A 19,479-nucleotide genomic window follows, 5' to 3' on the forward strand; every position below is an offset into this window, starting at 1 on the left:
GTAAGCGCTCCACGAACCCCATCCTTCCGGGGCTCGCTACGCTGTGATCAACTGCTCAGCCTTGAGACTCCAGGGCAGGAGGGCCTCGAAGTGTTCGACGGTGGTCGCGGTAGGCAAGGCGCGCAGTACGTGGCGCAGCCACAGGTACGGCTCGACGTTGTTGGCCTTGGCGGTCTCGATCAGCGAGTAGATGAGCGCGCTGGCACGCGCGCCGGCCTGGGTGTCCGAGAAGAGCCACGCCTTCCTCCCAACGACGAAGGGTCGGATGGCGTTTTCGGCCGGGTTGTTGTCGATCGGCAGGTCGCCGCGCTCGAGGTAGCGCGTCAGTCGCGGCCACTGCCGATGCAGGTAGCCTAGGGCACCGCCGAGTATCGAGGTGGGCGGCACGGTGGGGAGCACCTGATCGAGCCAACCGCGAAGCTCACCGATGACGGCACGGCTTCGGCTCTGGCGTAGCGCCAGACGCTCGGCGTCGTTCAGTTCGCGCGCCTCCTTCTCGATGGCGTAGAGCTTGCCGATCAGGGCCAGCGCCTCGTGGGCGCGACCACGCTTGCCTTCGGGCAGCACCTTGCCGGCATCGACGAAACGACGGCGTGCATGGACCCAGCAACCGAGCCGGGTCACCCCTTCGGTGAAGGCAATGGCGCCGTAGCTCTCGAGCCCGTCGGCCATCAGATGCCCCTTCCAGCCTTCGAGCAGGCGCAAGGGCACCGCCTGCGCGCGGCTCGGATCGTACTCGAAGAGAATCACCGGCCTACCCGGCGGGCCACCGCGCTGCACCCACATCTGGCTCTTGCTGGTCGCCGCCCGGCCAGGCTCCTTGAGCACCTGGACCGGGGTTTCGTCCATGTGGATGACGTCGTGCCCGAGCAGCACATCGCGCATCAGGTTGGCGACCGGCTGCAGTGCCCGTGCGGTGCCGATCACCCAGCGCGCCAGGGTCTGGCGCGGCACGAGCACGCCTGCGCGGGCGAGCACGTACTCGAAACGCGCCAGCGGCAGCCCATCGACGTACTTGGTGACGAGCAGCATCGCCAGCAGGTCGTTGCTCGCGTTGCTCTTGGGTAGCACCTGCGCCGGGGCGCGGGCGCTGACGGGCGCCTGGTCGCCCTTGGGACAGCCGTAGCGCTTCTTGATGTGGCGCAGCACGCGCACCTGCATCGGCACGATATCGAGCTGTTCGCTGACGTCCTGGCCGATCTCGACCATGGGCGTGCCGCAGGCGCAGGTGCGCTCGGCCTCGGGGACGTCATGGATGACGTCGATGCGCGGCAGCTCGATGGGCAAGGGCTTGCGCTTGCCGCGCGCCTTCTTCTTGCCGGCGTCGGCCGGGGTCTGGCCAGACGGCTCGGTGGCCGGGGGCGGCAGAGTCGCGGTGTCGTCCGCCTCGGGTGCGGATGCGGCCAGCGCTTCGGCCTCGTCGAAGAGCCAGCCCTGGCCCGCGTGCGATTCGCTGCTGGGCCCGAACATGCGCCGACGCGCCAGGCGTAGTTGCTCGTAGATCTCGAGGATGCGCGCCTCGAAGGCCTTTTGCAGTTCCGCCTCGCGGGCATCAAAGGCTGCCTGCCGTTCGGCTTCACGTGCCTCGAACGCCTGCTGCTGTGCCAGCAGCAAAGCTTTGAGCGCCGCTGGATCGTCGGGCAACTGCTCGGGGAGGACGGATGCGCACACGCCGACGGCGGGGTTCGAGCGAGGGACGGCGGTACGTTGCGGCATGCCGGAATTATACCCGATCATGCTACGTAACTGATTGGTAATGCAGCGTTTTATGCGGTTTAGCCGCCCACAGATCGAAGCCTTCGAGCAGCCACTCAAGCTCCTTCATCGTCAGCGTGCAGGTGGGCTGGCCCGCCTCGGCCGCCGGCCAGGCGAAGCGCTCGGCTTCGAGTCGCTTGTACCAGAGGCAGAAGCCGTTGCGGTGCCAGTACAGCGCCTTGAGCTTGTCGCGGCGGCGGTTGATGAACAGGTACAGCGCGTCGCCGAACGGGTTTAGCCCCAGTTCCTGCTCGACCAGCGCCGACAGCCCGCCGATGGATTTGCGGAAGTCGATCGCCGGCCGGTACAGATACACCGCGCCGATGGTGTGCCCCGGATGCATCAGCGCCTCCGCTCCGAGAGCGCCGCCGACAGCGCGGCCAGCCAGTCGACGCCGGGCAGCGTCGCGCACTCGAGCCGCAGCTGTGCGCCGATCATTACCGTGCAGCCCGTGCGGGCCGTCATCGAAGGCTCGATCTGGATCGGAACGAATCCGCCAAGCTTGGCGCGGCTGCGGCGACCGCCGGCCACCAGGCGCTTACGCCATTGGTAAAGCGCTTGCGGCGACAGGCCCTCGCGCTCGGCGTAGGCCTTCGTGGTGATGCCCTCGGCCTCGATCGCCGACAGGTGCGACAACCAAAACGTGCTGCGCTCCGACATGCTCGTGCTCCCCGGAAAACGGAAGCCGAAGCATGCGGGCTCACCCAGGGCTACGTAAGGATGGGGTTCGTGGAGCGCTTACCGTGCTTCGTGCAGGCTATTCAGTTGAGCGGGCGTTTTGAGGCTGTTGCTAAGCGTGTCTACATCTATGCAGCCGGCGGGATATGTGACGGCATGTACGACCGCTTTCGGACAGATGCAGGCGCGCGGGTCATTTCCATCGAATCGAGTTGTCACTCGATCATGATCGACAGCCCAGGGCGGGTTGCAGAAATTCTCATCGAAACTACACAGACCTGAGCACCGTCAAAGCTATTGCCCGGGAAGGCGGCTGGCGATAAAACATGCCTCACTCCCACTCAATCATCAATGAAAACAAATTATTCTTATAAATCATTGCGTTAAAATATTTATATATACAAATGCCACGCAAAATACCATGGCATCTAGACATGTCGGCAACGAATTAATCTAATGCTTTCAGTTCCGAGAGGACCTCGCGCCGAAGCTGTCTCATTCTTCGATCACTGGTTCGCGTTTTTAGCTCTGCTTCGAGCCACGTTAAAGCACACTCCAGGTACGTTACAGCTGCAGCAGACTCAGGCAGCCTCTTTGCATACTTAATTGCTTGGTCCGAGAATACCTTTGCATGATAGACCTTGCGATGATCTTCTGTATAGCAACGTTGTAGAATTTTCATCGACTCATCTAAAGAATCAATTACTTCGGATGTCAACGCCTTTTGTGAGTTGGCACTAAATAATATAACCGCATATGAATTTCGAATCGCCGCATTGTTCTTGCTCGTCATTCCGCGCGCCTCATCAATCCAGGTGAAGGCCAACTCATATTTGTGCTTGCGCGCAAGATACAACGCCCCGTGCTGCTTCAGCGAATGAGAGGAATCTCGTCCAAGCGCATGCTCATAGAAGGCCAGCCCCTCCTCCCACTTTGAAAATGCTCGACTTGTTAGTTGTGAGTCATATGCATTTCGCCGAAATACGTCATAGCGCCCGATCTTCGTCGGAGAAACCTCAGCATGAAATACTTCCAACATCCTCTTCAACTCGTGAGGTTGAATCTTACGAAGCACCAGCTCTGAAACCTCTCGAGAGCGAGGCACATAATAATCTTGTTCCGTATCAGCAAATGCACCTTCATACGGAGAAAGCACAGACCCCATGTTTCTAAGGTTATCTGCAGTCTCCTCTGCGTTCAACCCGTGGATTCGGCAGAATGCAGCCCCAATATCAACAGAAATCGGGACGCGGCATGCATAACAGTAGCAGGCGACCAAAAGGAGATCATGCTGAGGAAGGTTTGAAGTGCGCAATTCCTTTACAGCTTGCATGAATCGGTCAGCAAGCGAGTTCTTGAGAATTGTCGAAGTTATAACCTCGAAGAATGTAGGATCAGCATCGCCAGCCAGTTCATCGAATGATCTTTCATACCGCCGCCGAACTACATCATTTGGAACGCAATTCTGTACTGCCTGAATATCAATTGACCTCAGGGCAGATACATCGAGCTCAAGAAATCTATCCTTAGGGAATCTGTGCGAGACACTTTCAAAAACATAATCACGCTCGGCCGCAACGACCTTAATGTTTCGACTTCTTGTCAGAAGCTGAATCGCCTCAGATGCGTCGGCAGCGTTGTCAATAAATAGGAGAGATTGCTGACCCTCAGCATCAATGTCATTGGTGAGAAGTGTTGCCTTCTCCGGAGTGATTTCTTCAATATAGAGACATTGGCCGAATCCTGTAGTTCGAGTAGCTAGTTGTCGAAGTAACGTGGTTTTACCGCTAACTGCCCCGCCAGTAAGCACCACATTTTTGCCGCTGGCGATAGCATTCTTGGCGGCCGTGAAGTGCTCAGTTTCGTGAATCTTTCCTGAGTAGACGTCATACCATGTTGGCTCTGCGCCCAAATAAAATTCACTAATCGAACGAACTGGTACTTTCGCCAGAGGTGGGATTTGAAATTCGGCGAAATGTTTGCCGACCAGTGATCGCACAGCTCCTGCAACCTTTTTTGCCGGCAACTGCCCAAAGTACTTTAATAGTTCAATCGTTTCCGCAATAATAGTTTGAAAACCAAGAGACGAATAATATTCGATCGCCTCTGCATCCTTGGATCGCAATACGATCCAAGCTTCGGCACGGCTTCGACCAGCTGCCGTTTCCTTCGACAGCGACTGCAGTACGCCAGCGTCTTCCAATCTGTAGCCCCAGTAAAGGGTAGGTGTCTGCTGAATTCTGCTCACATAGCCAAACCACTTGTCTCGATCCCTGTCGAAACTTGAGGCAATCTCCAACGGAGAAAAGTCGTACTTGCCATCCCCATGCAGCACACTTCCATGCAGAGGAATGTAATCAATCGCACTACCGCCTGCGATTACAGGCCCCCTAAGAACGACATCATTGACATAGTATTTCTGACTATCCATGAAAATTTTCGGGACAAGGTCATCAATATTTGTCGTAAAAATGGCTTTGAGACTGACGCGCTCCATATTTGCGTATTCAGGAGCAAATTTTTCGACAGTAAATCGCTGCTTAAAGAAATCACCCAGAGCATCCCGTTGAGTACTAGAAATAATCTGACACAGCTGGGGAAGCGTCAAAGCAGACGGTTTAGGACGCTGAAAATGGTCAAGCAATTCATTCTTAAGGCCGTCTCCTACTGGGAGCGCCTTTCCACAGGATTCTGCTGCAACAGAGAACCCCGCACCAAGAAAAAAATTAACTCCTTCGGCCAGGGCATGACGAAACAGCTCTTCATTCTGGATTTGCGGCATACAAATTTGTCCTCTCCGCTTGGGAGTTAATACATACAATTCAGTTTTATCACGCTTCCCGGAGCGCTAATCGGCTTGATCTTTTCTCGCGGACGATCTGCTTCTTTTCCAAACTGGCCACGATGTTCGTAAGGTCAAGCAGGCCACGTCCGAACCCATCGAGCCGCCACGCCACAAAGTGTCATTTACTCGCAACGCCTTCAAACAGTGGCAAATTCTCGCCGAGCAGAATCCTTGCCACTGGCAACATTTTCGCAGATAGACCCTAGCAGGGTGTTGAAAATTCTCGCTTCACCTTCGGTTCCCAGCCGCCTGGAAAAAAATCGACGCAGAAAAGAGCCGACCCGAGCCGCCCTGATGACGATTCCAGCCGTTTTCCCAGCCGATTGTGCAACCGCAATCGAGCAGCGCTCCCGTCGCTGCAAAGACAACGTATTCAACCGTCAAATGCCGCAACGCAAGTGGCGCGATAGCGCCATCGGGTTACGGCGCCAGCAAATTACCCAGCCGCGTCAGGTTGTAGGCGGCGAAATTGAGCAGCGCATGCGCGCGAATCGTGTCCAGCCCGCGCGCCATCAGGCGGCGCAGCGTGCCGATGTCCTTGGCCCAGCCAAACGCCTCTTCGATCATCTTGCGACGACGCAGGCTCACCGCATAGCCTTCGGTAGCCTTGACCGCCACGGGCACGGCGCTGCCCTTGGTCTTGGCGGCAACGTGCGCCAGCACGCCCAGCGGCGTGAGCGCAGCGATGAACTCGGCCGTGTCGTAACCCCGGTCGGCCGCCAACGTCGGCTGATGCGTCGCGTCGGCCGGCTTCACGGTGCGCTTGACCATCACCAGCGCGGCCTCGCGCTCGGCAGTGCCGGTAGCCTGGGTGGTGTGCACATCGACGATCAGCCCGTTGCGGTTCTCCGCCAGCGCATGGGTTGTGAAGCTCAGGTAGGCGCCTGCGCCGCCCTTGCTGGCGAGCAAGGCGTCCGGGTCGGTGCGCGAGACGTGCGTCGCGTTCGAACGTTTCTGCCCCCGGAAGTCCACCTCGGGGTTGCGTCCCTGATCCGGCCCCGGGGGCTCGTCCGAACCGTCGCGTGCGGCCAGGCTCTTGTGCGAAGCCCACGCCCGCAGCAGCGAGCCGTCGACGCTGAAGTGCTCGTCCGAGACCAGATCGGCCCACTCGGCAATCGCCACCACGCCACCGAAGAACTCGCGCATCACGCTTTCCTTGAGCAAGCGCTCGCGATTGGCCGAGAACGTCGAGTGATCCCACACCGCCTCGTCCAGCGTCAGGCCCACGAACCAGCGATACATCATGTTGAAGTCGATATGCTCGACCAGTACGCGCTCCGAGCGAATCGAAAACAGGCATTGCAGCAACGACGCGCGCAGCAGCCGCTCCGGGGCAATCGAGGGACGGCCGCCTTCGGCATAGAGCGAATCGAAAGTGGGCGACATCGCACGCAGAACCAGATCGGCCAGCACCTTCACCCGCCGCAATGGATGATCCTGAGGAATTCGCTCCTCGATATTCACGTAGCTGAACAAGGCGTTCTGTTTATGATCGGTGCCGCGCATCGGAATTGTCAGACCGTTAATGCAACAAGCATTATAGCAGATCTAAAACCCTTGCACTTACTGGGAAACGTATTAAATCAACACCCTGCTAGCGCATCGCACCGCGTTGCAGGCCCTTGTTCGCTCATCCTTAGAGAGACATGGGCATAGCCAATCCATTGATTCACTAACAGTTTCCGAACATTGCAAATTTGATGAAAACTTTAGCATATTTGCTTGCTTCTTGCCTCGATATAGCCATGCACCTGCCCCCAGAAAGCCGCCGTATTCCTGACGCCCGGTAGTTGCCGAATTGCACCTTGCCCCTCAAGAGTCAAGTCTCGACATGCCACGGAAACATTCGAAAAGCCGTCGCCCACCGCGTCAGTGCGATGGCCAATCCTAAAGTGGGGCAATATCGTCAGAAACAGCGATCCTCAGCAAGCGGAGATGGCCGCCAGTGCAGTTTGACTCTTGACGGGCTGTTTTGACTGATGAGGGGCGCACAGCGCCTTTCCAAGCTGCGGGCACCGACAATCCCAACTGAGGCGGCGGCAGGTCAGCCCTCACGAATCAAGTCACCTACACTTGTCATTTTGCGCGACACCGACAAATGGTCGCTGGCACTTCGCATCGACACCACCATGCTCTTCCATAGCACGTCGGCGGCGCAATTCAGCACGCATCCACTTAGATGCCTCTCGCATGTCCAGGCGCAAGGCATCCAATTCGGAGAGGCTCAGAAGCCGACAGGCAGGTCCCTCTGTCTTCAGCACTTTTTAAACGTGGTCCGTGTAGCGTGTTGTATGTTGTAGCGTACAACATACAACACGCCTGGCCGATGATTTCGTCATCGAGACTTCCCCCTGTCTCGATGCTTCGCCTTCTTGGCGTCTATCTCCTCTTGCAACTTCGCCCGCCGGCGCTCCTGCTCGCTGACGGCCACGGTCTGTCTTGGCGTAGTAGTTCGCGGCGGCCGCTTCGTCACGCCGCCATCGATGCCCAGCACTTCGAGCTGGCCGAGGGTCCGCAAGCCATGCAGGCGATGCGGCGGAGGTTTCTGGCTGACACGAGGGACGCCAGGGCGGGTTGCAACTGGCCGGGTGCTGGCCTGGTCGGCTTGCTGTATCAGCGCCCGGCGGCGGCGCTCCAGGCCTGGATCGGTGAAGGTAATCTGAAGCTGGGCATCGGCAGCCACCCGGATGATTTGAGCCTTGAACTCGGGCGAGCCGGTGACAGTGATGCGCTCGCCGTACTTCTCCATCGCCATGCGCAGCGCGGCCCGCACCCCGTCGCGGTCAGCCTCGCGGGAGACTTGCAGGCGGTCGCCATCGTCCCGGACAGCCGACCGGCCTGCGCGATAAATAATCGTGCCCTTCTTGGTGATGTTGTCGATAGCTGGCGCGCCTCCCGGTCGCGGCTGGCCCTGCCCCTCGATGGTGTTGCCCTTGAGGCCCTGGGCTGCGTCCATGGCGCGCAAGGCGGCCAGCGCCTCGGCGTTGCCTTGGGTGGCCTGTTGCTTAAGCCAGTCGGCCCACGGCCGCCGCTGGAAGCTCTGGTAGTGCTGGGCCCGCTCCTGGTCGTAGTGCTTGCGGATAGCTGCCAGGTCGGCCCCCAGCGAGGCACGGACCTGGGCATACAGCAACTGCTTGGTTAGCCGGCCATCGGTCAGCTTGATTGCCGCCCGTTTCGCAGCCGCTTGCTTCTTGGCGCTTTCGATTGCCCGATCCTTCTGCCGTTTAGCCTTGGCCAGCGCCTCGGCCCTGGCCGCCGTCAAGGTCTTCTGTTCGTCCTTGTACCTGGCGTAAAGCTCGGTCGTGTCGATCCGCAGGCGCACCGGCCTCTTCTGATAGCTCCGCTTCGCTTGCGCCTCCTGACGCTCGGGCGCGGCCTCAAAGCCGCCTAGCCGCGCTTCGAGCGCCGACTTGGACAGGTCGCGGGCCAAGGTGCTGGCCTTGACCGAGGTGCCGTCGCCAGCTTCGATGACCAGCCCATTGCCACGGGCGCGCAGTTCCAGGCCGTTGTCGCGCATGACCTGGTGCAGATCGCCCCACGTCTGCGCCCCTCGGATATTGTCCAGACACTCGCGCTTGATCCAGCCGATCAGGCTTTCCACGCCGGCATGCCGCTCCATGTCGGCCGCCCTGGCCGCCGCCCCTCGCTGGGTCGGGATGTGGTTGTCTCGCTCAAGGTTGTAGTCGCGCTCCAGGGCTTCGCACAGCTCGGCCAGCGTCCGATGCGGGTAATAGGGTTCGTGGATGGTGTGGCGGGTCGGGTGAATCTTGTTGATGGCGATGTGGACGTGCAGGTTGTCGGTGTCGTTGTGCACGGCGCTGACGCGCTGATGCTCGCCGTAGCCCAGCCCTGCACAAATCCGCTCTTCGATGGCCTTGAGGGTGTCGGCGCTGGGCTGCTCGCCGGCGCGAAAACTGACGATCAGGTGATAGGTCTTGTCGCTCCTCGCTCGCGTGTTGATGTGCTGGGTTGCAAGCACTTCCTCGATTGCCGCTGGCAGGGTCGCGGCCGCGCAGTTCGTAAGCAACACCTGTCCTAGCCGATGGTCTTTACTCTGGGCGTCAGTGATGTAGGTCGCCAGGCCGGCGAAGTCACTCTTGCCGAGCGAGCGCATGGGAACGTGCTTGGCGATCATATTTTTTTAGCCGCTAAAATTGATTGGGCGGCTCGCGGGCCGCCCGGGGTTCAAGCCCTTCGAATTTGGGGCGCGAGGCGGGCAACCTTCGAATGAAGCTCTACCAGATTCTCGGTTGGGAGACGCCGGCAGTTGAAGTGATAAAGCACCATGGTGTTCACGTCCGTCATGGCATCGAGCAACCTGGTGATCGCGCGGCGATCAGCGGATGACAAGCGCTGCCTTGGAGCGTACAGAACGGTCACAACATCGTTCAGCACGGCGGCGTAGTCGGTCATACGTTCGCGGATCATTTCCGCACTCAGCATCGTTTGGGTAGCATCTATGGTTGCCATAATTCACCTCTCTAGCAGGTGGGATGTGGAAGTGTCGGCCGGCCTGCAACGCCGGCCGATGCGCCTTAAAATCGGCCGCCTTCGTAGAAGCCCGCCGCGTCTGAAAACGGCGTAGCCCTCGTGCGGCTGCCGAAGCATTCGGAATTGCGCGTGCCGCCGGCGATGGTTGGGGACGCCTCGATAACAGGGTCGGGCCGCTCAATGAATGCTGCGACCTCCGCCGCTGCATCTAACTCGGTCGCTTGATCCCCGACCGGCTCAAACCGCACCGCTTGTGTCTGGTCGGTCCCGGTGTCCTGTTCGTCCAGGCAGGCAAAGAAATCGCGCGCACGCTTGGTCGTCACCGTCATACCTCCTTGCCACTATCACGGTTGGCGAACGCGGCTACTTCGGATTGGGCATCGGTGGAACCCGCTGCCAGACTGTTGCCCTCAAAGGCCGGCATCGCTGATTCACCGGCCGTTTGGCTTGCCTTAATCGCTGCGGCAAGCTGACCACCGGCTGTCTGCCCAATCCGGTCCTTGGCGGCGTCCACCATGCTGCTTGCCGCTTGCTGGGCCAGGATCGACCCTGCTTCGACGGCCACCTTTCCGGCATTCGCGGCAGAGGCCAGGAGGCCGCCCGATTTGGCTTCAGCGTTCGATGCTTGCCCATTGCCAGATTTCGCTGCTTTGGCGTTGCTCCCCTTGGAGCCAACGCCGGCGCTGGGGCCGGAATCGGTTGCGCTGCTACCAAAACCGGCCGCCTGAGCGAAGGGGGTGTTGCCGGTGCCGCTGTCGCCACCACCCGAAACGCCACCCGCGTCCGAAAACGACCCCGCCGCCTCGCCGCCCGCGCCGCGCATTGCGCTCATAAGGCTTGATACGCCATCAGTGCCGGCAGAAACATTCGCCTGGCCGGCCCGTACCGCTGCCATCAGGGCCTGAGCGCCACCTGCCGCCGACGCGCCGGCGGCGGCCAGTGCCGCGCCACCGGAAGCAATAGCAGCGCCAGCGCCAACCGCAGCGCCGGCGATAGCACCCGCACTGAACGAACTGCCGGAGCTAGCCGCATGACCGCCACCAGGAATCAACCTTGCGATGACGTTGGGGATCGAATGGATGAGAACGACCAGGACAAGCGACACGACAAAGATCACCAGCAGCTCGCGCATCGGTGTCCCCTGTTGCAGACCGGCATAGAATCCGTCCATCACCGACACGGCGACGCCGATCAGCAACGTCATCGTCATCAGTTTGAGCGCGACGCCGGCGACTGCTCGGAAATAGTTGATGGCGATATCGGAAGTCCAACGCGAGCCGCCAAAGCCCAATACGAAGATGCCGGCATAGGCCATCACCCACGCGGTAACGAGTGCCAGCAGCACATTCGCGGCGACGACGCCCATGCACGCCAGAATGGCGAGGGTCGTGAAGAAGATCGCCAGATTGTCGATCGGGCTTAGAACGCTGTAGTTGTCGGCCGCCTTGCCAATGATGTCAAAGGCTATGTCTATCGGCGCAGACGGTGTCAGCGTCCTCGTGGCACCGGCAGCGGCCCCGATGTCACGCAACGAGTTGATGATATCCATTGCGAAGTGCGGACCATTCTCAAGCAGCCACCAGAAGAAGCCAGTGAAGATCGTGAAGCGCACCAGCTCGGCAAAGAACTCGCCGATGTCGGCCTTGCGCAAGGCCATCATGCCGAATGTCCAGACCATCGAAATGAGAACCAAGGTCCAGAACAGCCAGGATGCATAGCCGGTGATCGTCGCGCCCCACGTCGCGCTCTCCGTCAGGAAGCGATCCGCAACCGTATCGAGCACGCCGCTCTTGTCTATTGCTGCCGACGCTGTTTGAGACATCAGCAACACCGACAGCATGACCATCAAACGCAGCAAAGGGGATCTCATGGTCAGTACCCCTTGCTCTTCTGGCGATCAGTCGGCCCGCCCATGTCATAGAGCTTGTCCGCCTTCTGCTGCTGTTCCGGCGTCCTCTTGTTCAGCGCCTCGTCCTCGGACTTACCGCACCCGGCGAGCACGGCGGACATCAGAGCGACCAGGGCAACGACACGAATCATATTTTTCATGTCAGTACCCCTTGGCTTTGCTACGGTTGATGGGAGAGCCCATGTCGAACATCGCTTGTCCAGCCGCCTGCTGCCGAGCCTCACGGTCAGCGTCGGCCTGCATCTTGGAGGCGACCGCGTTTTGCTGCGCGAGCAACAGGGCGCGAATCTGCAGGAGCTGGTTCGCCTGGTTGCTGGCGAGCTGGTTGGCATAGCCGAGAGCCTGCATCTGGCCGCTCGCGCCTTGTGCCGACGACTGCAAGCGTTGCAGCGTCGCCGCGTCCGCTTGCAGGTTGTCTTGCTGCTGATTCAGCCCCTTGAATAGCGCGTCATTGGCCTTCTTCTGCGACTCCGAGGCCAGCGCCTGGTTTTGCTTCATGGCCGCCCACTCGGCGGCCGTGCAGCCGGCGGCCGAGAAGCACGGCGACGACTTGTAGTAGGCCACGTCCTGGAACTTGCCAAGGTAGGCATCAATGCTGCCGAGCTGGTTCTTGTAGTAGTTCAGCGTGTTCGTCGCATTCATCAGGCCGTTGATGGTCGACTGCGCCTGATCCCAGATGTAGGCCGCCGGCGCGGCCGTGTTTTGCAGCATGTTTTCGTACTGCTGCAATTGGGTCTGGTACTGCTCGATCTGCTTAGCGGTTTGGGCAACCTCTTCGATTGCCGTCATGATGTTTTGCGTCAGGTTCCCTGCGTCGATAACGGGGATGCCCGCGTGCGCCGGCATAGAAGCGCCGCCGGCAAGGGTAAGCATCAGGGCGACGGTCGCGGCTACGTTGGTCCTTCTCATGTCGATCTCCTTTCGGTTTTAGCGGCTAAAATTTCAGTCCTCGGCCTTGGGGCGAACGATTGCCCGCATGACTCCGGCCATCTGGTCTTGGGTTGTTTCGATCCGCCCCAGCAGCGCCCGAACGGTGGCCTCGCCAAACTTGGCGGTGCGCACGTCATGGGTGAGCCACAGCTTCAGGAGGCCGCCCAGGCGACCAAGATCGCCATTGATCCGAGCCAGCTCGCGGACCTGCTCGAAGTCCACGATGCCCCGCACGCGGTAGCCCTGGCCCACCTCGCGCAGGAAACGGGCGACGCTCATACCGGCATCCCTGGCATTCGCCTCGATGCGCTCGCGTTCGTCAGGGCGGCAATACACTTTGAGTGGCGAGCAGTCCTTGCGCGTGGGTAGCGTTTCGCTCATGGCGTACCCCACTCGCGGCAGCAGCCGCCGGCCCCGCAGGGCAGGATTCCCGTTGAGCGCCTACGGCGCGAATAAGGGACAGTGAAGAAGGAACGCCCGCTTGCGGGTGGGCCTACTTCACACATCCTGCCCGCACTTCGGAGGCCACTTTCACGTGGATGAAGCAGCAAATCTTTCGCTATGCACGCGCTATCGAAGTGCAACAGCGCACCAACACGGCAGTAATGGCCGAGAACGGCAGAAAACAGCACCGTTGCAGCGTTCCGGTAACGCACCAGCAGCGCAACAGACACGAGGTTGCAGCGATGGAGCGCGGCGATCACAGCAGTTCCTCTTTTTTGGGCGTCGGGTCGAAGTTGAAGCGCCCCACCGATGGGACTCCGCTTTTCTTCGGCTCGGTAAGCGCCTTCGGTTTGGACTCGTCGCTCCCCTTTGCCTGTACCTCCGACTTCACCGGGACCGGCAGTTTGGGACGCTCAGGCGGCGCATTCGTGATGTGCCGGCGAACATGCCGGAGGAAGGTTTCGTAGCGGAACGACACCCGGCCGGTTTCGTGCATGTGCTCCCAAATGGTCTTGAGGGCTAGCCGGCAGCGATGGCCTCCTTCACGTCCTGGCGCACGGCCAGGAAAACTGCCATGGTTTCCTTGCGTCGGGGTTTGGTGGTCTGGCGCGTCCCTGTTGCCCACTTGGCCAGCTCTTCGAGGAAAGTGCTCATTCGCCCGGCCCTTTTTGGATTGGATCACCGGTCAGCAGATCGGCCACAGCTTCGGCGGGGAAATGAACACGGCGGCCGACGTAGACCTTGCGGTTGTTCAGCTCGATAGCCCATGCCTCGGAGTGCATCGACAAGGCAGCACGAACGCCACCAGGTTTGCGCTTCAGGGCCTCGGCCAATTCATCAAGAGTCAGCGTCGGGCCATACTTTTGCAACAAGAAGCGGAGAGTCGAACTCACTTCAGTTTCACCTCAACTGGGTATAAAGAGTGCTTGCTGAGGTGAATTTTTCGCTGTCCTAATGCAGAATGACAGGTAAATCAGAGAGGAATTTTCTACCCGGACAACATGTCCTATCGAGCCATGAAAACAACAGCAGAACGTCAACGAGAGATCACGCGCAGCATGGCGCTGGTGCACATGCTGCGCGACCGTATGGGCGTAACCTCGGTTTATGGGTTTGCCGGTCGCTACGATGGAATGATGCAGGGAACCTCGAACACTCAGGAGTCAAAGAAATGGCGGCCTGTTTTCAGTGGCAAGCAGCCGTTGACCGCGCGCACCTTGGCGTCACTGTCGGAGCTGTTCCCGGACGCGCCTCTCCTCCACCAGGATGGACCAGCCAATCTGTGGCGGGCGATGTGGGGAGATATTTCCGCCTTGATCACTTGCATCCGTAGTCATCCCAAGTGTTCACCTCAAACGCCTCTTCACCTTGCCGAGAAATCGATAGAAGCTGAGTTGTTGTGCGCAGGTCCGGCCAACCTGGCCACGCTGACATATGCAGTCGCCCTCTATCGACTACGGCGGGAAATGGAGCCAGACGCACGAATCGATGGCTATGGTTTGAACTTGACAGGCTGCGCCTGGCGCTGTGTCGAAACCTGTCTAAAAGACGATGCCGTTACGCGCGAATTGGAATCCCTTGGCGTGCAGGAATGGATTACAGACGAACTGGAAAATATGGAGAAACAGCGCATCAAGGCGAAACCACGCGCCCGTTTGTTCGATTGAACGCCAGACAAGAGAAAAATTTAGCCGCTAAAAATTTTGCGCCCTTTTGACTGTTGAGGGGCGGACCTACGATTGAGATCGACTGTCACCCAAAACAGCAATGCAGCAATAGGTCTGCACGAAGGTAATACGCGCAGAAAATCTTAGAGAAAATTATGGATAGAAAAACACAACCGACGACAACGCCAGACGCAGCCAATTCCAAGATGATTACGGTCGAGTGGTGGTTGAAACTCTTTGCCCTGATCGGAGTGACCATTTCGCTGCTCGGATATGGAGTTGTCACCGGACTAGCCAGCGCAATCAATCTCGACCACGGAAGCATACTTAGCGGTCCGTTCGAACTCCTAAGTCTCGTCTGGCCGGGGGCCGTGCTATTGGTAACGGCGATAGACAAGATCGATTTTTTGTCCATCCTCGGAAAATCGTTCTCGCAGGCGTTTCCAGTGGCGCTAGCGGCGTTCGTGGTGATTGTCCTCTCATCGATTTTCATGCATTACAGAGGTAGGCTACCCAAGATTGACCGGACATGGTTCAAGGCAAAGGTGGTTCCCGGTGAGCACGAGACGGTTCGTACGACCTTCCAGAAGGCCGCGTTCGTCGCCATTTCTAGCTTCACTGCATTCACGTTCGCTACGCTATTGGGCTTTGTCGGCATCTTTGGAATCATGCTGTTTCTCCTGACCGTCCCAATTATCGGCTTCAGCGCCGGCCAGGCCTATTTCAATGAATACATCCTGAAGCCGAAGCATTGCGTAAGCATCGTGCCCGGAAGTGCTCGTCTTGAAGCCAAAAAAAAGGCCAATTCTGAAACCGGGGTAACATGCGCGCTAGTCAAATCGATTGACAAGGACAACTCCTATCTAAGCCACGGCCGAGTGGTACTGAGTTCCCCCAGCTACATGCTTATGTATCACTTCGAAACTGGAGTTGGGGAACGGATTCCTGTGGCCGGCCTCGTAATCCAAAGCATTGACGATGCCGGAATAGCGGCACTCGTGGGCGCGGATGCAAACAGCAAGGACAAAGACGTTTCCATCGAGCCCAAAGAAAAGCCTCATCGCTCGAAAAAGGCTTCATAGAGAAGATGGAGCATGTAGCATAGGATTTGGTTGACGCAGCCTAAGACAACTACCCTTCTGGCGTACAACTCAACGGCCGAAGGCCGACCATGGGCAAGGGCTTGGCGTCGCCCTAAAGGGCGGCGGCAAGCGCCGCGCCTAGCAGGGTGTTGATTTAATACGTTTCCCAGTAAGTGCAAGGGTTTTAGATCTGCTATAATGCTTGTTGCATTAACGGTCTGACAATTCCGATGCGCGGCACCGATCATAAACAGAACGCCTTGTTCAGCTACGTGAATATCGAGGAGCGAATTCCTCAGGATCATCCATTGCGGCGGGTGAAGGTGCTGGCCGATCTGGTTCTGCGTGCGATGTCGCCCACTTTCGATTCGCTCTATGCCGAAGGCGGCCGTCCCTCGATTGCCCCGGAGCGGCTGCTGCGCGCGTCGTTGCTGCAATGCCTGTTTTCGATTCGCTCGGAGCGCGTACTGGTCGAGCATATCGACTTCAACATGATGTATCGCTGGTTCGTGGGCCTGACGCTGGACGAGGCGGTGTGGGATCACTCGACGTTCTCGGCCAATCGCGAGCGCTTGCTCAAGGAAAGCGTGATGCGCGAGTTCTTCGGTGGCGTGGTGGCGATTGCCGAGTGGGCCGATCTGGTCTCGGACGAGCACTTCAGCGTCGACGGCTCGCTGCTGCGGGCGTGGGCTTCGCACAAGAGCCTGGCCGCACGCGACGGTTCGGACGAGCCCCCGGGGCCGGATCAGGGACGCAACCCCGAGGTGGACTTCCGGGGGCAGAAACGTTCGAACGCGACGCACGTCTCGCGCACCGACCCGGACGCCTTGCTCGCCAGCAAGGGCGGCGCAGGCGCCTACCTGAGCTTCACAACCCATGCGCTGGCGGAGAACCGCAACGGGCTGATCGTCGATGTGCACACCACCCAGGCTACCGGCACTGCCGAGCGCGAGGCCGCGCTGGTGATGGTCAAGCGCACCGTGAAGCCGGCCGACGCGACGCATCAGCCGACGTTGGCGGCCGACCGGGGTTACGACACGGCCGAGTTCATCGCTGCGCTCACGCCGCTGGGCGTGCTGGCGCACGTTGCCGCCAAGACCAAGGGCAGCGCCGTGCCCGTGGCGGTCAAGGCTACCGAAGGCTATGCGGTGAGCCTGCGTCGTCGCAAGATGATCGAAGAGGCGTTTGGCTGGGCCAAGGACATCGGCACGCTGCGCCGCCTGATGGCGCGCGGGCTGGACACGATTCGCGCGCATGCGCTGCTCAATTTCGCCGCCTACAACCTGACGCGGCTGGGTAATTTGCTGGCGCCGTAACCCGATGGCGCTATCGCGCCACTTGCGTTGCGGCATTTGACGGTTGAATACGTTGTCTTTGCAGCGACGGGAGCGCTGCTCGATTGCGGTTGCACAATCGGCTGGGAAAACGGCTGGAATCGTCATCAGGGCGGCTCGGGTCGGCTCTTTTCTGCGTCGATTTTTTTCCAGGCGGCTGGGAACCGAAGGTGAAGCGAGAATTTTCAACACCCTGCTAGTGGATGATCTTGGAAGATCATGGATGGAATTTGCGAACTAGCCGCAAGCTCGCGCCGTTGCTGTGTTTTCCGGTTTGAGGCGGGGAACGTTGCTACGGATGAAGGGGAACATTGCTACGGAGCTTGGGGAACGTTACTACGGGCTTCGGCCTGCCAATTTCCCACTTCCCTGCCGCATACTCGCTGACCTTCCATCCTACGGTGGCAAGCTCGGCCAGAGCCTTGCGGGCCTTCTGGCGGCGCTTCTTTATGGCCTCGGCGTTCGCCTCGTCCGGCCAGACATAACCGGAAAGGGTATCCAGCTCCACGCGCCCGGCCTTGCCCGGATCGATCCAGCCGCATAGCCGCTGGTGAATCAGACGGGCCGGGTCAGTCTGTAGCGCCCGCACCTCGGCCATCTCGATGCGGGTATACGGGCGACGCCCAAGAATCGCCTCTGCAATCTGAGGATTCAGCGCGACGAATAGCCGTCCGTCCTCCTCGTCGAAGGCGTAGCTCATCAGGTGAAAAGACCTTTGCCTGCTCCCCTTGGTGACTACCACCGTCACGTTTGCCATGCGCAGCAAGCTCGCCTTGATCGCCCTGATATTGTCGCCGCCATCGGTCAAGCCGATTTCGCATAGCAGGCTGGTCATACTCTCTCTCACGACCAGCGCATCCTGCCCTACCGCGTCGAACTTCGGCTCAAGGAATAGACGGAGTTGCTTCGGCAAGTCCGCTGTTGGCTCTGGCGTCAGGATGATGCCCTTCGGCCCTCCAAGAGCCACAAGACCTTGCAGCAGCCGCATGTCATCAGCACCAAGAGGCTCGAAGCCGACGAACCGCGCTTGTTCATTTTCGGCGTAGTGATACGTCACATCGAGCTTGAGCTTCTTCCGTTCGCCGCGCTTGAGACTGCGGAACAAACCGGGGACCAAGCAGTGCATTGGATCGTGCCTGGCATGGGTGAGGTCAAAAGCCATCGCCTCGCCTCCGACCATCACGTCTTTCCTCATTCCTGCTGGCCTCATACAGCTCCACCGGCACCAGCACGCCGCCGGCGTGCCGCATGTACCAGCGATCAAGCGGCGTGGCGTCGTAGTTCTGCTTGCTGACGCCGAAGCGCACGAAGTAGCCGCGCCGATCACTGCCTATGGGCTGCCGATCATGGGCACGGTCGCTGAGGTGCTTGGCCTCATCCTCGGTCATGCGGGCGACGTAACCGCACCATCTGGCGTTGTCGATCAGCGCGGACGCGCCACGCGCGGCCTGCTGCTGGTCGGTCTGCCCTTCGCGGGCGCTGCCCTTGCTGACGTGGTGCAGGTAGAGCACGGATGCGCCCGTGGTAGCCGCGACTTGCTCCAGCACGGCCACGAGGTGGGCCATGTTGCCGTTGCTGTTCTCATCGAGGGCGTGGATGCGGCTCAGGGTGTCCAGCACGATCAGCCTCGCCCCGGCGCTGTACTCGATGACGCGGCGCAAGTGAGCCTCGTCCATGACGTTCAGGCGCTTGCCCATGATCGGTTCAAGCGCAAGGTTCTCTGCGATGGCTTGGCGTGCCGCGTGTCCGAGGTGCTGGCCGATGGCGTGAATGCGCCGCACAAGCGCGGGCGGCGGGTCTTCCCCGGCCAGATAGACAACGCGCCCGGTGTGTGCGGGGGCCAGGCCCACGAGGTCGCCACCGGAAACGTTGCATGCGATGCTCATGGCCGCTTCGAGCGCCCAGAAGCTCTTACCCGTGGCTCCTGGAGCAACGAGCGCGCCGACTGTCCCCGCCAGGAAGCCCGGCCATATGAAATCCAGCACCGGCGGTTCGCACTCGAACGCCGCCAGGACATCAATCGCCACGACTCAGTTCCCCGTTCCGTACAGGGATTCGTCGCTCAGCACCTCGGCGATCTGCGAGGTTCGGAAGTAAACCCGCCGGCCGATCTTCAAGCGGGCCTTGTTGATTCGCTGCGTCCACTCGTTCGTCGCGCGCAAGCTGATCCGCAATCCATCAGGCGAACGATCCAGGACAGTGGCGAGCTGCGCGATGCTCAGCAGCGGGCCGAAGCGTTGCAGCAGCGTGTCTTCTATCGTCATTGCGTAAACCTCCGTTATCAACTGAAGTACAACGAAGGTTAGGCGTTGTTAGAGTTGCCAACACCCATTTAGTTGTCCAC

General features: G+C 59.6%; 22 protein-coding genes. 4 read left to right on the forward strand and 18 right to left on the reverse strand.

Features of this window, described 5'->3' with window-relative positions:
- Positions 1-36 precede the first annotated feature (36 nt).
- From tnpC to tnpA, 3 genes are read right to left on the reverse strand one after another with little or no spacing between them, the layout of a single operon-like run.
- Positions 37-1,716, reverse strand: a complete 1,680-nt coding sequence (gene tnpC / locus BB334_RS04845; protein WP_068806079.1) for an IS66 family transposase — start codon at positions 1,714-1,716, stop codon at positions 37-39.
- Between the two features lie 22 nt (positions 1,717-1,738).
- Positions 1,739-2,098, reverse strand: a complete 360-nt coding sequence (gene tnpB / locus BB334_RS04850; RefSeq protein WP_068804609.1) for an IS66 family insertion sequence element accessory protein TnpB — start codon at positions 2,096-2,098, stop codon at positions 1,739-1,741.
- Positions 2,098-2,415 carry an IS66 family insertion sequence element accessory protein TnpA gene (gene tnpA, locus BB334_RS04855; RefSeq protein WP_068804612.1) on the reverse strand — a complete coding sequence of 106 codons (318 nt, stop codon included), beginning with the start codon at positions 2,413-2,415 and terminating at the stop codon, positions 2,098-2,100. Before tnpA ends, tnpB begins: the two co-directional genes overlap by 1 nt.
- A gap of 69 nt (positions 2,416-2,484) precedes the next feature.
- Between tnpA and BB334_RS04860 the strand changes: the two genes are divergently transcribed.
- Complete coding sequence (locus BB334_RS04860; RefSeq protein WP_158014351.1) at positions 2,485-2,715, forward strand: hypothetical protein; 231 nt, start codon at positions 2,485-2,487, stop codon at positions 2,713-2,715.
- Positions 2,716-2,881: 166 nt separating this feature from the next.
- Here the strand turns inward: BB334_RS04860 and BB334_RS18095 are convergent, their stop codons facing one another.
- The 12 genes from BB334_RS18095 to BB334_RS17460 form a co-directional block, all read right to left on the reverse strand.
- Positions 2,882-5,215 (reverse strand): P-loop NTPase, encoded by a 2,334-nt coding sequence (locus BB334_RS18095; RefSeq protein WP_158014352.1) that lies wholly within the window; start codon positions 5,213-5,215, stop codon positions 2,882-2,884.
- A 483-nt stretch (positions 5,216-5,698) separates the two neighbouring features.
- Entirely contained in the window at positions 5,699-6,784 is a 1,086-nt protein-coding gene (locus BB334_RS04865; protein ID WP_068803382.1) for an IS5 family transposase, read from the reverse strand.
- A gap of 829 nt (positions 6,785-7,613) precedes the next feature.
- Positions 7,614-9,413: a TraI/MobA(P) family conjugative relaxase gene (gene traI, locus BB334_RS04870; protein ID WP_068805090.1), complete on the reverse strand. Its 1,800-nt coding sequence runs from the start codon at positions 9,411-9,413 to the stop codon at positions 7,614-7,616.
- A gap of 50 nt (positions 9,414-9,463) precedes the next feature.
- On the reverse strand, positions 9,464-9,706 hold the full coding sequence (locus BB334_RS04875) for a hypothetical protein (RefSeq protein ID WP_158014353.1): 243 nt from the start codon (positions 9,704-9,706) through the stop codon (positions 9,464-9,466).
- A 107-nt stretch (positions 9,707-9,813) separates the two neighbouring features.
- Positions 9,814-10,092 (reverse strand): hypothetical protein, encoded by a 279-nt coding sequence (locus tag BB334_RS04880; protein WP_198531182.1) that lies wholly within the window; start codon positions 10,090-10,092, stop codon positions 9,814-9,816.
- Positions 10,093-10,094: 2 nt separating this feature from the next.
- Positions 10,095-11,639, reverse strand: a complete 1,545-nt coding sequence (trbL, locus tag BB334_RS04885; protein WP_068805099.1) for a P-type conjugative transfer protein TrbL — start codon at positions 11,637-11,639, stop codon at positions 10,095-10,097.
- Positions 11,640-11,641: 2 nt separating this feature from the next.
- Entirely contained in the window at positions 11,642-11,818 is a 177-nt protein-coding gene (locus BB334_RS18100; protein WP_158014354.1) for a hypothetical protein, read from the reverse strand.
- A gap of 1 nt (position 11,819) precedes the next feature.
- Complete coding sequence (gene trbJ / locus BB334_RS04890) at positions 11,820-12,587, reverse strand: P-type conjugative transfer protein TrbJ (RefSeq protein ID WP_068805102.1); 768 nt, start codon at positions 12,585-12,587, stop codon at positions 11,820-11,822.
- Between the two features lie 33 nt (positions 12,588-12,620).
- Positions 12,621-12,989, reverse strand: a complete 369-nt coding sequence (traJ, locus tag BB334_RS04895; RefSeq protein ID WP_068806139.1) for a conjugal transfer transcriptional regulator TraJ — start codon at positions 12,987-12,989, stop codon at positions 12,621-12,623.
- Positions 12,990-13,308: 319 nt separating this feature from the next.
- Positions 13,309-13,560 (reverse strand): TraK family protein, encoded by a 252-nt coding sequence (locus tag BB334_RS18765; protein ID WP_456300358.1) that lies wholly within the window; start codon positions 13,558-13,560, stop codon positions 13,309-13,311.
- Between the two features lie 11 nt (positions 13,561-13,571).
- On the reverse strand, positions 13,572-13,706 hold the full coding sequence (locus BB334_RS18770; protein ID WP_269798990.1) for a TraK family protein: 135 nt from the start codon (positions 13,704-13,706) through the stop codon (positions 13,572-13,574).
- Positions 13,703-13,945: a hypothetical protein gene (locus BB334_RS17460; protein WP_083200290.1), complete on the reverse strand. Its 243-nt coding sequence runs from the start codon at positions 13,943-13,945 to the stop codon at positions 13,703-13,705. Before BB334_RS17460 ends, BB334_RS18770 begins: the two co-directional genes overlap by 4 nt.
- Positions 13,946-14,053: 108 nt before the next feature.
- Here BB334_RS17460 and BB334_RS18105 point away from each other — a divergent pair, with 108 nt between their 5' ends.
- From BB334_RS18105 to BB334_RS04915, 3 genes are all read left to right on the forward strand, one after another.
- A complete protein-coding gene (locus tag BB334_RS18105; RefSeq protein ID WP_158014355.1) occupies positions 14,054-14,719 on the forward strand; it encodes a hypothetical protein in 666 nt (221 codons plus the stop codon).
- Between the two features lie 155 nt (positions 14,720-14,874).
- Positions 14,875-15,801 carry a hypothetical protein gene (locus tag BB334_RS04910; RefSeq protein ID WP_158014356.1) on the forward strand — a complete coding sequence of 309 codons (927 nt, stop codon included), beginning with the start codon at positions 14,875-14,877 and terminating at the stop codon, positions 15,799-15,801.
- A gap of 230 nt (positions 15,802-16,031) precedes the next feature.
- Positions 16,032-17,117, forward strand: a complete 1,086-nt coding sequence (locus tag BB334_RS04915; RefSeq protein ID WP_068803382.1) for an IS5 family transposase — start codon at positions 16,032-16,034, stop codon at positions 17,115-17,117.
- A gap of 310 nt (positions 17,118-17,427) precedes the next feature.
- On the opposite strand, the gene repC is transcribed toward BB334_RS04915, so the two are convergent.
- Genes repC through BB334_RS04930 form a run of 3 tightly spaced genes read right to left on the reverse strand, consistent with a single transcriptional unit; the run spans position 17,428 to position 19,399 of the window.
- Positions 17,428-18,297: a replication protein C, IncQ-type gene (repC, locus tag BB334_RS04920; RefSeq protein WP_068806142.1), complete on the reverse strand. Its 870-nt coding sequence runs from the start codon at positions 18,295-18,297 to the stop codon at positions 17,428-17,430.
- Positions 18,287-19,162 carry a helicase RepA family protein gene (locus BB334_RS04925; protein WP_068805112.1) on the reverse strand — a complete coding sequence of 292 codons (876 nt, stop codon included), beginning with the start codon at positions 19,160-19,162 and terminating at the stop codon, positions 18,287-18,289. Before BB334_RS04925 ends, repC begins: the two co-directional genes overlap by 11 nt.
- A gap of 3 nt (positions 19,163-19,165) precedes the next feature.
- On the reverse strand, positions 19,166-19,399 hold the full coding sequence (locus tag BB334_RS04930; RefSeq protein WP_068805115.1) for a plasmid-related protein: 234 nt from the start codon (positions 19,397-19,399) through the stop codon (positions 19,166-19,168).
- Between the last annotated feature and the right edge of the window lie 80 nt (positions 19,400-19,479).

This window comes from Thauera phenolivorans (genome assembly GCF_001696715.1).
GTDB classification, from domain to species: Bacteria; Pseudomonadota; Gammaproteobacteria; order Burkholderiales; family Rhodocyclaceae; genus Thauera; species Thauera phenolivorans.